The sequence below is a fragment of the Synechococcus sp. MIT S9507 genome (genome assembly GCF_047304715.1).
In the GTDB taxonomy this organism is placed as follows: Bacteria; Cyanobacteriota; Cyanobacteriia; order PCC-6307; family Cyanobiaceae; genus Synechococcus_C.
Window position 1 is genome coordinate 254,089 of record NZ_CP138970.1, and the last position, 14,200, is coordinate 268,288.

The following is a 14,200-nucleotide window of genomic DNA, read 5'->3' on the forward strand; positions in this document are numbered from 1 at the left end:
TTCACAATTGTTTTTATCATCTATTTGCAGCTCTTGAGCAACAACTAGAGTTCTTTTGTTGTTCCGCTGCAACGGTTTGGTGGACTTCGCAGCTTGGCGCAGGAACACTAGTTTTGAAATCAAAGGGAAAAGGCAATTATTGTTTTCGACTCGCCAAGGCGGCCTCACAACCCATTTTTAGCCGGTCCGCCTGATCGTCAGAATAAAATGCCAACCCCTGTTCAGAGGCTTTTTGTTGCAGGGGTGTTGTGATCTCAATTCTCTTGTGTTCGTAACGCGAGAGAGCAGCTGAAACAGATGGAATATCTGTAGGTGTTATTACATCAAGCACTTCAGCAAGAGTGACTGCATCTTGTAAAGCGAGCGTTGTTCCGAGACCCAAGGATGGACGAATCGGATGGGCAGCATCACCTAATAGGGTGATGCTGCCCATCTCCCCACTGAGACACGGGTTTTCGATCAAATACACCTGTCTCGATTATACTTAAAGGATCTGTCGTAAGAATCATCTTTTGCACAGTGTCAGGTCAATCCTCAAAGACATGAAGTGCAGTACTGACAGCAGATTCACTTTCATGAGCAGGGAGAACCTGGGAATTCAATAATTTGATGCTTGATGTGGCGTAATCCTTGCTTTGCAGCCAGTGCCCAATACTTCCAGAGCTTTCAAATGGGACATGCTGCAAGTAATGGGCGCGCATTGTTGGATCTGTTGGAGATGGCCCGTACGTGGTTCGATGGTCTGTGCCGTGTTTAAGACGCCAGCAGCTCGGAGAGCTTGCCATTGATGAACATGACTGCTGAGGGGTCGAGCCCCGCCCCGGCCAAGTGTCCAAAATCCGACTGGATGGGAGCGAGCTCAGCGTTGTTAAGCAAAGCCACTTCACGCTTGTTATCGGAGACTCGAAAGTAGAGATCGCTCACACACGGCATCACGAGTCCGCGTGCGGCAATTGAGCGAATCGCCTTCTCAAAGTCGCCGTTATAGACGGGATTGGCGCTGGGGTCTCCAGCACGCCAGGTTGCCGCCATGGCAAGAAGGTCATTCGCGTCTTGAGCCATGAATACCGACTTCGCAAGGTCGACAACATCTTGCATCCGCTCAAAGCCAACAGTCCGGTAGATCTGCTCGCTGTAAAACTGTTGAGAAGCAAACCAGGCGGCATAGGCGACGCTGAATGCTTCAAGACCTCTCGTGGGAGGAGACGTGTACGTTCCATCTCGATAGGCGGAGTCGGCAGTGAGCGCAGCACAAACGGAATCGAGGAACAGCTGGTTGTGTTCGTAGGTACGAGCGCTACCGCAAATTGCCGCGAAGCGTTGAACCAAATTGGGGGCCTGCGTTGCCCATTCGTAGGCCTGCATCGCACCCATGGAAAACCCCACGACGAGACAGACCTGCTTCGCCCCAAAAACAGCCTCGATCATCCGTCGTTGACAGACAACGTTGTCGTAGTAAGTGAGCGTTGGGAACGTCTTGCCAGCAAAAGGGGCGGGCGTATTACTCGGCGATGAGGACACGCCATTCCCAAACAGATTGGGGACAACGATGCAGTATTTCCGAGGATCGAGAGCCATCTCCTCGCCAATGAGAAATGCAACGTCGTCCGAACGGCCCCCGTAGTGGGTGGGGACAACGATCAGGTTGTCTTTTGTTGAACTGAGTTCGCCATACACGCGGTACGCGAGATTGAGGTTGATGGCGCCCCCGCACTGCGGTTCAAAAGCTGGGATTTCAAATGTCTGCTCACCCATTGTCAGCCGCAATCAAGAGTTCAACAGAGTTACCCCGAAAGGAACCCATCACTGGCAAATGTTATTCCTGAAACGTCTCCCTTGATTAACCAGCAGCAAGCAGCCTCTTGTTCATCGCTGCTTAATAATCAAGACCAGTTGAATCTTTCGCTTCGCAGCACATACAGCTTTAGCGACCAAATGAGCGACATCGGTTCGCAAAACCGAATCGGGACTTCGACACAAAACGGATCAATCGGCGCATGTGCTTCCCAGCTCAACCACGAGCCACAGCACTCTCTCTATAACACGATCTGAATCTTCCTTGTCAAAGACGTTCTCCCGGCCAATTAACATTAGCCAGAAGCCATTCATTGCTTCCTGTAGCGCTTAACTCAGCAAATAGATCAAAGTAAAACTCAATATGCAGTCAGAGCATTCCTGAAATCAAAATTGATAATATTTTACCGAAAACAACACCTTTTAACGTCAAAAATCAGCGGAAGCACTGAACGCGCACCCGCTGATTGATGTTGTTAGTTGGAATCAATCGCGATTCTTATCAGGCAACAATTAACGCTGACCAATACGACGTACATCACCATCGAATGTGGGCACGCTGAGTACGAAGGGGTCTGTTTTGTAGCAGAGCGCTTGTTCTTCGAGGATTCCTAAGGCAATTTCCTCACCCAAACGAAGACTGTCGTAGTAGTCCGAGAAATAATGCACACCCGCCATATTGCGACCAATTGAGATATTCGCAGCCAGCTTGTTGAGTTCTCCCTCCAAGGTCAGAGGGCAGCAAGTTTGGATGGCATGACTATCAGGCTTGAATGTGGCGTATTTCCCCTCGATTAATTGGAAGGAACCACATCGTTCGAATTTCAGCGTTTTGCCGAAGTCGGTGACCTGGTAAGCACCTGCTTCAACAGAATCCCCACAGATGAGGCGATCAAGGATGTGCTGCTTGCTATGGAAGCCAGCTACATGTTGATCTTGACGAAGAGTGCGGAGGTGTTGAAAAAGGCTTTGAGAATGGTCACACATGCGCCGGCAACGGTGGCGTGTCCGGCGCCATAGGCAGGGTGCATCGGCGAACCTTCCGCGAAAGCCATCGGCAGCAGAGCCGTGGCTTCCCCCGCAAGCGACTGATTGTGATTGCGAATTAAATCGACGACTTGTTGGAGGTCGCTGGCCATCTCGCTGAAACAACCGCAGATCGTGGGGAAGCGGGATTCGATCTCCTGCGCTTTTTCAATCCGTGCAGCCAGGGCCTCAGGGCGAGGGCGCAGATGGTTATTGAACTTTTGGTAGCGCACGGCCTTGAGACCACGCGTTGCCACCTCCGTTACCAGGCTGAGCACATGGGGGCCGCCCCAGAGTGCAAAGCCACCAGCATTCAAGGGCACTTTCTGCCCACCGGCAGGGTCATGGAGCAGGCCTTCGCCTCCACCTGAGAGCAGATCGAACCCAGGATCAAACGCGGTGCCGTTGCCTAGCAACAGCAGGCAGGCATTGAGATAGGCCTGATACAGCGCATCCACATGGACGTAGGTCGCTAGATCACGAGGTGTATGGATAAATCGCCGCTGGCCGGTGAAGGCCTGCCCCGGCCCCGAAGACTTGCAGGGATCGAAACGATCCGCTCGGACTTCATAGCCCTGCTGAACTCGGTGCCAGTCATCCCACTTCATCATGTAGTCGTCTTGCTGCCTCGCCTCCAACACGCGCTGGTCGATCCTCTGGGCACCGAAGTTGATGAAGCCTTGCTCTGGCGTGATGCCCTCACTCGCACTGGCATTGCCGATGAGCATGAATTGCGAGAGATAGGGGCCTTGATCAACTCCCGGACTGGAACCACGAAAGACCGTCTGCGCGTCGAGTTGATTGCTGCTGTTGGTGGTGCGCGGCCGTCTGTTGAAGCCGTCTTGGGCATAGGCAAGACTGTTGAGGCGAGCGGTCGAATCAGCTAGTGCTGCTGAGCCACCGCCCGCAACAAAGGCGTTGAAAGGCAGATCACGCAACAGCGCCAGTTCGTAAACCTCCGCCATTTCAAAGGTCAGTTCGTCACTGCAGAGAGCAGGAGCAGGCGGAATGGTGACGGCCTGCGGATCAGGTCCCTGCAGTTCGTAGACCGTGCCAGCAGTCGGGGCCTCCCACTTACGACGCGGCTCAGTGTGCGGTACCGGTACTTGCCGGGTGAAGTCCTCGGCAAAGCCATTGTCAATGGCGGAACGGAACGCCTCGAAGTCTCCTGATTGCTCAACCAAGCCAGTGGTTGTGTTGTGATCAAGCCCCTTGGTGAAGCTCATCGGGTAGCTCGCGGATTCGTAGCGCTGTTCGTCGCCGTTGGCTTGATGTTGCGGGTGAATGCGCCCGGCAGCTAAATCATTTGCGTCATCGCGGACGCGTTGAGCCATGAGTTTGCGTTGATCTGTCATTTTTAAACAAGAAATTGATGAATTCAGCGGAGTTCATGCTCCGATTCATTCACAATTGCCTGATTGAAGAGATCACTCGATGATCTGAATCAGCTGAAGTAGTGATCTCGCTCACAGGGGCAACTGATCACCGAGGAGCAACTGGAGCAAGCAGGAAACAGAAGGTTCCCAGAACTCAGCTCGGCAGCCATCGGCTTTCAGGGACCAGAAAACTGATATCAGCATTTACTTGGCAAGCACCACAAGTCTGATTAACAAGAAAATAGAATGAATTCATTGAAAATCCCATGATTCATTCTGCCTGTTGGATGCATCTCCTCATGGGCTTGTTTGTGTTTCTTTTTGGATCGGAAGCCAGCGCAAAAGATTTTAGGCCAAGTTTTGATTGTAATCGTGCACGCTATCAAGATGAAATCACAATTTGCAATAACCAGAAGTTGTCTGAACTTGATCAAATAGCCTCTTTTGGGTATAGCCAAATCAAAGGAGAAAGTCAATCCATCGCGCAAGACTTTCTTTTGAATTTCTTGGATGTACGCCATGCTTGCGGGAGTAACAAGCTCTGCATTCTTGACACTCAGGATCAAATTATTGACGATCTCAATGAGGTTGGAGCAAATATTTCTAAGCCATCATAGATTGGTGTATACAGACTTTCCCTCATCGAAAACGGTAAGACACTAATGGTGAGTGGAGTCCCTCAAAGAGTCGGGACGTGCTCTCAAACCAAGATCAAAGACATCGGTACACGGTTTCATGACCGACAGATGGTCGTTCCACCTAAGAGCTATACGGAAAACGAAGGAACAACCGTTCAATATGACAATGGAGGATTTCAAGTCTCATATGAATTTAATCCCGATGTGGCGGCCTCACGAATAGGTGATCAAGTTGTTTTTTGCCTGGTGTCTATTCCAAAAAATTGCGCCTGGTGATGATCGCGGCAAGATCTACTCAGCAACAAATCTCCGAAATCTACGGTCTTGGATCATGCCAGCAACCCAGCATTCGTGTGGGGGGGCCTAATAGCTGTAATCGCGATCGTTGAACTTCTTCCCGTACTTCTAACGTTGGCCTCAGCCGCCGCCCAAACTCTGCGAGCGAAGCGAGCGGCACTTTGGGCTGTCGGCTGGAGGCTTTTGTTAGCTTTCATGCGGTTTGTGCCACGCAGAGGCGCTCCCTTTTTTGCCCGGCACCTGTTCCAGTAGTCCACGATCACGCAGTCGGTAAAAAACCTCCTTCATGGTGTTTTCCGACTTAATTGCTGTCAGTTCTCGCCCGATAGAATTAGTGATTGCTTCGTGTGAATCCAAGTACTCCATGACTAATTGCTCCGGGGAGCCCAGACTTTCATGGCGAAGAACAATAACTAAGGAGTTTTCACCTTCTTGAATTATTGGCTCTTTCAAGCGCAACTTTTTCATCGATTCAAAAGCTGTATTAAGACCTTCACCGACATCTTTGTTTGGTGCGTTCGGAAACTTATTTGCAATCCTGACCAATGCAGGATTGCGTGCAAATTGCTCCGTTAAAATATTGTCGTTAGATATGTGGCCCGGTAGCTCTCCAGGACTCTCAATTTCTAACCGATTATCATAGATTCTTATTTGGCAATCAGCGGCAATACTGTAATCCCTATGTAGAACAGCGTTCGTCACTATTTCGTGCAGTGCTTCTTTAGGATAAACGACCTTTTCAAGCCCCTGTGGCCCAAGCTTTTCGATACCTTCAATAATTTCCTTGGCCTTATCTACTGCTGTATAAATCAGTTCGACAACAGGTCCCTCAATTGTTAGAGGATCAAAAACGAGTGCTTCTCTCTCACCTTCCTCTTTCGTCTTGTAGCGAAATATCTTAATTGCCGAGCGTTTGGGTAATATCGCCTGTGGCTCATCTGCTAAGAGCATTACTCCCGCTACCGTTGGTCGATCTTCACGCAATAACCGCTGTTTTCTAACCCATGTCTCTGGTTCTGTTGTAGGGACAACATGAATAAGGAAATCAATCACTGTTTCTGAATTAGTTATCAGTTCCTCTTCGCCGTCGGTGAGTTCGTTCTCGAAGGATACAATCCCTTTATTGTATTTCAGTGCTTGAATAGCAGCGTCATCCTTAACGGGGAGCTTTTGAGCGCCTTTTCTCAGATAAACAGTACCATCGGAAGAGGCGATGATTTCCCGAGTCTTAAATATTGTAATTTCCAGCACCAAGCCATTATTGGCGGCGCTTGACAAAAATCTAGCCTCGAAATGGTTACCTAGGGGCGACAACTCATAAATGGTTTGGATTAGGGCATTCGCTGATTCTTGATTCTGAAAACCCCTCCATTCCTTTTCTTCGCCATTTGGCCCCATTTTGTCGTCTATTCCAATAAAGATCTCTCCACCACTAGCGTTGGCAAAGGCAGATATCGTCTTCGAGACAGAACGAGGAGATATTTCAATAGCTTTGAAATCAAGGAAGTGGCTTTCGTCCTTACCAAGCAATCGGGTCACTTCCTCCTGAGACAGCCTTTTTACTGTGATGTCCACGGATTCTCCATTTTTGAAGGCTAACAGTGTTTAGGCGGTCCGTAGAAGCTTCTACGAGATGGCTTTTTGCTTCATAAGCTGCCAATATCACGCAACCCTTAGATCAACACACTTGTTTTAGCAACGATTCCGGCAGATCTCCACTTCTCCATGGATTGTTATGCGGACTGCAAAAGCTCCTCAACGCTTGGGTGCATAGCTGTAGACCATAATCCTTATGGAGATCATTTCAACTCATTAATCTGGGATGGTTGTTGCTCTCTCAGTGGCGCCTAACGCTAAGACTCAGCCGCCGCCCAAAGTGCCGTGAGCAAGGAGGGCACTTTGGGCAGTTGGATGCAACCTTTTGTTTGCGCGACATGCGCGCCAAATACGAAAATTTAGCTTACTTATGGAAGTTTGACTCTTCCAGTCTCTTGTCTTGCTGATCGAGACTGGAATACGTAGGCACCAGACGAAGGGAAAGAGTTTAGCGCTTTATCTTTGCATTGCTCTGCCTGCTCTGGTGTCAAGTTACCCCCAAGCTGTACAACGTAAGAATTTTTTCGCAGAAAATACACTCTCGGCTCGCATAGTTCCTTGAATTCAAAGAACTGTTTAGCAGTTTGTTTCGCACCTGCTTCAGTATTAGAAGAGCCGACTATTGCGAATGCCTGTGGATATACACCTTCTGGTGCTCTCTCTAAACCTCCCACCGGTGGCGGAAGCTGTGGAAGCGTTTCGGGATTTTCTTGGGCATCCTCCAACTTCTCTTCGAGCGTATCCTTTAGCGTCTTGTCCAAAATCAGATCAAGGCTCATGATGAAAGAGAGTCGATTCCGCCGGTCTGACGGAGATTTCGCTTCAAGCGCTTGTTGTATCAGGGAGTACGAGAACTTCTTTTCTTCTATAGAACTCGTAGAGAAGTAGGAAATCACCGCTGCTGCAGCAGAACCGCCAATTAGACCAAAAATTAGTGAAATAAGTGGCAAACCAGAATGACTCTTAGGCATTTTTATCTCCATTATCGTAGTCAGAATTTCTAGGAATGCAGCTACTTATGCCAGTGCTAACAGTGTTTCGGAGGTCTGCATAAGCTACCGCCAGGTGGCTTTTTGCTACATAACGATGCTGTTCGTTTCACCTCTCAGGAACCAACTTCATTCTCTTAGCAATACCACTGACCCCCCCAATCCGAGAAGGTTTGTTACACGGTCTGTATAAGTTCCTTGGCATTTTGAATCTTGACTGAGCTACATACTCCTTCTATAGATCATTTCAACTAATTCCTTGGCTGCGAATGTTGTTGACTCAGCGACGCCTAACGCTCGGCTCTGCGGCTGGCAAAAGTGGAGGCGAAGCCGGAGCTTTTGCCAGTCCGACAGCAGCCGCTTGTTATGCCACTATGCCACACAATTCTCTTGCCTTGTTTCCAAGTAACTCTGATCTCAAATTAACAAATTGACCAAAGTTATCATCAAACAAAGAGTGAGGGCAGCTGTGGCTAGCGAGAATTAGATCAACATTACCAGTTATCTTTTCTCTATAGATGCTGGGCCTGTCGCCGCCCAACTGCCGATTATCCGCCCGAGAAATAAAGCAAAAGTTAGCTAGACAGCTTTCGTTGATTTCTTCGCACTGGTTAGTTTCGTTGAGAAATGCTTTAGGCATCAAATGGTGAAACTCCTTTCGATTACATTGGCGAAGTTTTTCACCTAGATCAATAGGGGTTCCGTTGATTATATTAAGAGGACTGTTTTGGGTTAACATCAAGATAAAAACTTTCGTATTTACTGCGCTGATTAGGAATTTGTCCTTTGCAAAAAACTCATCGCGAATATTAACTGGAATTTCATCTAGCCTTGTCTCTTCATTATTCTTCAATTTAGATATTTCTGTTATATCCGAATTTAGGTTTCTTAAAAGACCCGCGCTGTATCTCTTGGAAAAAGCTACTCTCCAGAACCACTTGACTATGATTCCCCTTTGCTCGTTTGTATAGGCAAGCTCTCTATTTCCTTCAATAGAGAAAAAGACTGAGAGGGGAACTAAAATAATCTGGTATGGCAAGTTATCAATTGACTCAACTCTAAGTTCAGATTTTAAAAAGTCTAAGGCCCCTTTAATACCATTAAGAACTTCGCTAAACCTTTCCCTAACTTCAGCACCATTTAAACCTACCAAACTTTCTGGCTTAGCAGATTGAGTAAGGACTGCTGCAGTACAACGTAGAAGCAGGCTAATATCGTTTGAGATTTCTGAAAACCCATACCCTTGAAGCTCTTCAATTAAATCTTCAAACTGAGTTTGGAGTTGAAACTCTTCACTCCATGTCCATGCGGATAGTAGTTGAAGAGTATCCAGCGGTACGCCTTGTCGATTGATGCGCTCAAAGATTATAGCAACCTTTTCTTTTTGTTCCGTACGAAATGACTGATATGGGATATTTGCTTCTTTAAATACAGACTGCATGCTGTCAATTCTTTCAGCTAATACATCATCCATATTCCTAGTTAATCTACGATAGTCAGCAGTGTTAAATATACTTCGTAATGGAAAGTGTTTGCTATTATCAACCTCGTCTTGATCGAGAGCAAAAAACTGGGTTTCCTGAACATCGTCATCTTGAGAATAATCGAAGTATATTTCTTTCCAGTTGTCATCTTCAATTGCTCCTAGCTCAGTTTGAAATACTCCGAAAATTGAAGTAATTCGTTGCTGTCCATCTAGTACATAGTCAATTGGAAAGTCAGCATCTGGATCAGGAAGCTCAAAAGGCCCAAGTTGGCGCTCAGTTCTTAGCTGTTCATTAGTTCTCCAAAATAACAAAGAGCCAAATGGGTATCCTTTATAGATACTATCAATCAGAAAAGCTACGCGATCAGGTTCCCAAACAAACCCACGCTGAAACGCTGGTATTCGAATTTGACCTCTATATACAGAGTCCAGAATTTCACGTACTGATAATTGATCCATCTACAACATCTCCAATTTATACTTCATGATGCAAGTGACTATTCGGGGGCATAACTAGTTATTGGGCGGTTCCGATAACCACCTCTGAGCAGGCGTTGCTTTCCGCGAACCAAGCAACCTTCACGGCCTGGCGCTGCTCAAATTGCTTTGGTTGCATCGCATTTAAAGAATTCTTCCTCGATCGTAGCCATGGTTCACGGATCCGATAACCAACTATTCGGCAGTGCACAAAGATGAGAGCAATGCTTCACGCTTCTGATCGTTGCTTCAATCGGTCATTGGACTTAAAAAATGCGCCTAACGTTGAAGATCAGCGGCGGGCAGTAGCTTAAATATTATTCAAGTGCTTCTGCTCCCGACCGCTGGATCTTTAAGTTAGGCAGCTCACAACTAGCAGTTATCCCACAAGAACGGCGCATCACAATCACAGCGGAATAATTATCACCTCCTCTGTTATGTCCAGCGATTCGCCTGGAAAGAGAGTATAAGCATCATGAGAACCAAGTTGGATGTCGGGCCTTCCACCAAAACCAGTGCAATCTCCTAGGGAGCGTGATGCATTCACTTCTACTAGTGTGTTATTTTTTGGGTTCACTACTTGAAGTTGTTTTCCATAAAATGGGCCGTTCTTGCAGACATTTGCATGACCTTTCGTAGGAGCTCCTTGGCCTGCTGGGAAGCCTGCATCCCCCTTAAAGCCGAGGAAATGAAACGGTGGCTGGTGGCTGTTCGCTAATTCGCGGAGTTTGGCGGCAACGGGCTTTTTAGCACACTCCTTGGCCTTGCTTAAACGTTCCTCAAATGGTTTTTCTGGGATCTCATCGCAGAGACTTTCCTCAATTGCTTCACCTAGTTCCGCTTCTTCTAGTGAGTAAATATTGTGCTCTTTGCCAAGCCATTTTATCGCCGCTGATTTGATGAAGCTGTTATCGAACATTGCTTCAAGAATTGCATGGTAGTCCAGACCTTCGCCCTCACTATTTATAATGATACTGATACCGGGTGCCTTTATTTTCCAAGCCGCTTTAGTAGGATTGACAGGGCCAAATTGTCCATACGCAATCACCAATGCGCCGCCAATCGCGCAACCTATGAAAAAGGGGTACGACCAATGCTTCATGGTACCCACCGCCCATAAAGGGCTAATGATAAGAGCACACTGCCTAACAGCCTTCAGGCAGACCACATAAATCCCTAAACCTCCCTCAAAACTTTAGATCTCGGCTTTGTACCGTGATCCTTCTAGAGAAAAATTCATCTCATTCATTGACCACGATTGTTGCTCGCTCAATGATGCCTAACTATTTATTGGGCGGTTCCGATAACCACCTCTGAGCAGGCCTTGCATTCCGTGAACCACGAAGCTCTATCGGTCTTGCGCTGCTCAGAACGCTTTGATGGCATAGCTTCTGCAAAAACACTCCTCTGGTTGTAGCGATCGTTCATGGGTCCGTTAATCATTTTAATTCGACTGTGCTGATTTCGCTGTAGCTCATTGCTTTGCATTTTGTTTCTATGCTGTTTGATGGAGTGATATGTGAAGCGAATTCAGTGGGCTCTGCTGGCATGTTTGTGTCGATGTTTTAAAACTTTTGCTTTCAGGAAATAATTAAGAGCGGAAATGTATTTGGTGATGCGCCGCATCTTCCAATTGGCGTTTATCGAATTGGGTGCAGTGATGATCAATAAATCCACGCAGCTTGTTTGAATGCTGCTAGTCAAGGTCGGCGGGGCTGCGTACACCGAGGGGCCCTGAATTCAGAACGTGGGTGTAGATCATGGTGGTGCTCACATCCTTGTGGCCGAGCAGTTCCTGAATCGTGCGGATGTCCTGTCCCTGTTCCAGCAGGTGTGTTGCAAATGAATGACGGAAGGTATGGCAGCTGGCTGCCTTGGTAATGCCAGCTGAAGCCATAGCGCGTTTCACCGCTTTCTGCACCACGCTGGGATCAAGGTGATGCCTCCCCTGCTCGCCGCTGCTTTTGTCAGTCCAACGCTTCTGTTGCGGGAACACCCACTGCCAGCCCCATTCGCGTTCAGCGTTGGGGTATTTGCGACCCAGGGCGTAGGGCATCAGCACCCGCCCCCAGCCGGCCTCAAGATCACGCTGGTGCAGTTGACGTACATCCGTGAGATGACGCTCAAGGTCCGGAATCAGGCTTTTTGGCAACAGTGTCAGGCGGTCTTTCCCTCCTTTGCCATCGCGAACGCTGAGTTCCCGCCGTTGGGTATCAAGGTCTTTCACTCGCAGCCTAAGAGCTTCCATCAGGCGCAACCCACTGCCGTATAGGAACCCCACCACCAGAGCTGAGGGCCCTTGCAGTTGCTCCCGCACGGCGCGCACTTCAGCCGTGCTCAACACCACAGGCAGTCGATGACGCGTTCGAGCTCGGACGACGGAATCCAGCACCAGGGGTTGCCCCAGCAATTCTCGATACAGAAACAGCACAGCTGCCAGAGCCTGGTTCTGAGTGGAAGCGCTCACCTGCTCATTAGTGGCCAGATGGCTCAGAAAGGCGTTCACCTCATCACTGCCCATCTTCCTTGGATGCCGCAAGCGGTGAAAGCGCAGAAAGCGCCTGATCCATTGGGTGTAAGTGCTCACCGTGCGACGGGCGTAATGGCGCACCTGGAGTTCCTCCTGGTAGCGCTCAATCAACCCTGGTGATCGGGGTGAATCGGTCATCGCTCACGCTGTTGCTTCTCTCTGAGAATTCCCCGCAGCATTAGCCAAGGTGATCTGTTCTCCACGTTGTGGCTACGCCATTCATCGTGATGGGAGCCGATTCAGGTTGGATCAGCTCACTCCAGGTAGTTGTCAAATCCCAGCAGTGTTTTGATCTCCTCAAAGCTGAGCATTTGCTCATGAGTATTGACTGCCTGTAGATCAACAAGTGCCTGCCGCATCGCGAAGGCGGCCTTTGAGAGCAGCGTTTTGCGGAGCTGGAGGGCCTTAGCCTAAATCGCCACTGTTGCCAGCACTGCTCGGTGACGAGGGGTGCAGGGGGTGATGGTGATGGTGTCGAAGCCGGCTTGACGGAGTTCGTCCTCCAGATCCAGTGAGAAATACTGATCCATGAAGGGCTCTGTGCTTTTCAGCAGGGTCATGAGCGCTTTGGGCATGGTCTGGTAGGCCTCGCAATCGGGATTCATGTCCATGACCGCAAAGCATCCGCCTGGCCGTACGAGCCGGCGGGCCTCTCGCAGGATACGTCTTGTGGCGTCTTGAGGCATCTCATGGAAAAGCAGGAACGAGGAGATGAGATCAAACTGTCTGTCGGCCAGACCGGTTGCCTCCGGGAGTGCATGACGCCAGGCATCGATGTTGATCTGGCGAATGTCGGCTTCGTGGCGTGCCACGGCTAAGTAATGGGGTGAAAAGTCGAGCGCTGTGATTGCTGCCTGCGGAAAGGATTCCTGTAGGGCAAAACTACTCAGACCAACCGTGCAATGCAGGTCGAGGATGGTCTCAGGTGGCTGGCTTAATTGAGCCTGTAAGACCTGGTGATAGCCCACCCTCAAGGCTTGATCGCTGGCTGCTCCTGCTTCTGGAAACAGACTCGAATGCACTGCGTTGGAAGCCACCTCGAATTCGTAGGCGGCTTGCCAGCAGAGGTGGCCGGCGTCGTAGCCGTGAAAAGAAGCTCGATAATTGGCGGGGTACTGAAGGTTTGGATCGTTCAGTTCATGCCACAGCAAAGACCAGTCACGTTGCTCATATTCCTTGACCTTGTTTGTCCATGGAATACCCAGTCGTTCAGCACGCTGAATCATCATGCGCCGGGCCTGATATTTGGCGATCGACCAGAGCGGTTTGACCCCAAGTGCTGCGCTGATCAACCGATTGGAGATGTCGCCCTGGCGTTTGCGTGCTGCGGCAATGGTGGGCATAAGGGTGCTGGCGTTCCAGGATTGTAGGTGGGGATCCTCTGGCTGGGATTGGTGTCATCCGTTGCAGGGCATGGCCGACTCGAGGCCTCTGCAGGTCTGCCTTGTCAACGAACTCTTCAGTTGATTGAAAGACTATTGGCCTCGATATCTTGTGTCTTGGTTGTCTTCGTTGAGGTGCGTGAATGCCTCTGAGTTGCTGACTGCTGTCGCGTCCATTTTTTGTATGCCTGGTGTTCCTTGATTTGGTTCACGATCCTCAAGTTCGACCCACGCCATAAGTCATCAGGGCAAATCCTCTCCAGGGTGGATGAGCCGAGACGCTCTGCCCATCTCCCTTGGATGCCGCAAAGCGCCTGGTCAATTGAGTAGTGGTGCTCACCGCCCGACGGTCGTTATGGCGCACCTGGAGTTCCATCCGGTAGCGCTCAATCAGCTCAAGGCGATCTGTTCTCCACGTTGTGGTTAAAGAAGTTGCCGCTACGGGAGCCGATTCAGGTTGGATCCGCTTTTTCCAGGTAGCTGTTAAATCCCACCACTATTTTCATCTCCTCAAAGTTGGGCATCTGCACGGGAGTGTTGCCTACTTGGAGATCAACCGGAGCTTGTCGCCTCGCCAAGGCAGCCGTTGAGAGCAGGTGCGCGCGAGTA

The 14,200-nt window shown here is 49.2% G+C and carries 13 protein-coding genes; 2 read left to right on the plus strand and 11 right to left on the minus strand.

Annotated features, from left to right (window positions below; genetic code table 11):
* Window positions 1-136: 136 nt before the first annotated feature.
* The 4 genes from SIB83_RS01330 to SIB83_RS01345 form a co-directional block, all read right to left on the minus strand.
* A complete protein-coding gene (locus SIB83_RS01330) occupies window positions 137-433 on the minus strand; it encodes an FAD-dependent oxidoreductase (RefSeq protein ID WP_413746546.1) in 297 nt (98 codons plus the stop codon).
* Window positions 434-753: 320 nt separating this feature from the next.
* Window positions 754-1,755 (minus strand): alpha/beta fold hydrolase, encoded by a 1,002-nt coding sequence (locus SIB83_RS01335; protein WP_413746547.1) that lies wholly within the window; start codon window positions 1,753-1,755, stop codon window positions 754-756.
* A 552-nt stretch (window positions 1,756-2,307) separates the two neighbouring features.
* The gene (locus SIB83_RS01340) at window positions 2,308-2,781 is read right to left on the minus strand and encodes a hypothetical protein (RefSeq protein ID WP_413746548.1); all 474 of its coding nucleotides are present in this window, start codon (window positions 2,779-2,781) and stop codon (window positions 2,308-2,310) included.
* Window positions 2,718-4,154 carry a bromoperoxidase gene (locus SIB83_RS01345; protein WP_413746549.1) on the minus strand — a complete coding sequence of 479 codons (1,437 nt, stop codon included), beginning with the start codon at window positions 4,152-4,154 and terminating at the stop codon, window positions 2,718-2,720. Before SIB83_RS01345 ends, SIB83_RS01340 begins: the two co-directional genes overlap by 64 nt.
* Window positions 4,155-4,462: 308 nt before the next feature.
* Between SIB83_RS01345 and SIB83_RS01350 the strand changes: the two genes are divergently transcribed.
* Both SIB83_RS01350 and SIB83_RS01355 read left to right on the plus strand, forming a co-directional pair.
* Window positions 4,463-4,813 carry a lysozyme inhibitor LprI family protein gene (locus SIB83_RS01350; RefSeq protein ID WP_413746550.1) on the plus strand — a complete coding sequence of 117 codons (351 nt, stop codon included), beginning with the start codon at window positions 4,463-4,465 and terminating at the stop codon, window positions 4,811-4,813.
* Window positions 4,814-4,942: 129 nt separating this feature from the next.
* Complete coding sequence (locus SIB83_RS01355; protein ID WP_413746551.1) at window positions 4,943-5,110, plus strand: hypothetical protein; 168 nt, start codon at window positions 4,943-4,945, stop codon at window positions 5,108-5,110.
* 207 nt (window positions 5,111-5,317) lie between these two features.
* On the opposite strand, the gene SIB83_RS01360 is transcribed toward SIB83_RS01355, so the two are convergent.
* From SIB83_RS01360 to SIB83_RS01390, 7 genes are all read right to left on the minus strand, one after another.
* A complete protein-coding gene (locus tag SIB83_RS01360) occupies window positions 5,318-6,706 on the minus strand; it encodes an ATP-binding protein (protein WP_413746552.1) in 1,389 nt (462 codons plus the stop codon).
* A gap of 389 nt (window positions 6,707-7,095) precedes the next feature.
* Window positions 7,096-7,698: a hypothetical protein gene (locus SIB83_RS01365; protein WP_413746553.1), complete on the minus strand. Its 603-nt coding sequence runs from the start codon at window positions 7,696-7,698 to the stop codon at window positions 7,096-7,098.
* A gap of 382 nt (window positions 7,699-8,080) precedes the next feature.
* Window positions 8,081-9,661 carry a DUF262 domain-containing protein gene (locus tag SIB83_RS01370; protein ID WP_413746554.1) on the minus strand — a complete coding sequence of 527 codons (1,581 nt, stop codon included), beginning with the start codon at window positions 9,659-9,661 and terminating at the stop codon, window positions 8,081-8,083.
* A 424-nt stretch (window positions 9,662-10,085) separates the two neighbouring features.
* A complete protein-coding gene (locus SIB83_RS01375) occupies window positions 10,086-10,790 on the minus strand; it encodes a hypothetical protein (RefSeq protein WP_413746555.1) in 705 nt (234 codons plus the stop codon).
* A gap of 585 nt (window positions 10,791-11,375) precedes the next feature.
* Window positions 11,376-12,347 (minus strand): integron integrase, encoded by a 972-nt coding sequence (locus SIB83_RS01380; protein ID WP_413746556.1) that lies wholly within the window; start codon window positions 12,345-12,347, stop codon window positions 11,376-11,378.
* A gap of 272 nt (window positions 12,348-12,619) precedes the next feature.
* The gene (locus SIB83_RS01385; RefSeq protein ID WP_413746557.1) at window positions 12,620-13,552 is read right to left on the minus strand and encodes a class I SAM-dependent methyltransferase; all 933 of its coding nucleotides are present in this window, start codon (window positions 13,550-13,552) and stop codon (window positions 12,620-12,622) included.
* Between the two features lie 256 nt (window positions 13,553-13,808).
* Window positions 13,809-13,967, minus strand: coding sequence for a hypothetical protein (locus SIB83_RS01390; RefSeq protein WP_413746558.1), 159 nt, complete (start codon window positions 13,965-13,967; stop codon window positions 13,809-13,811).
* Window positions 13,968-14,200 lie beyond the last annotated feature (233 nt).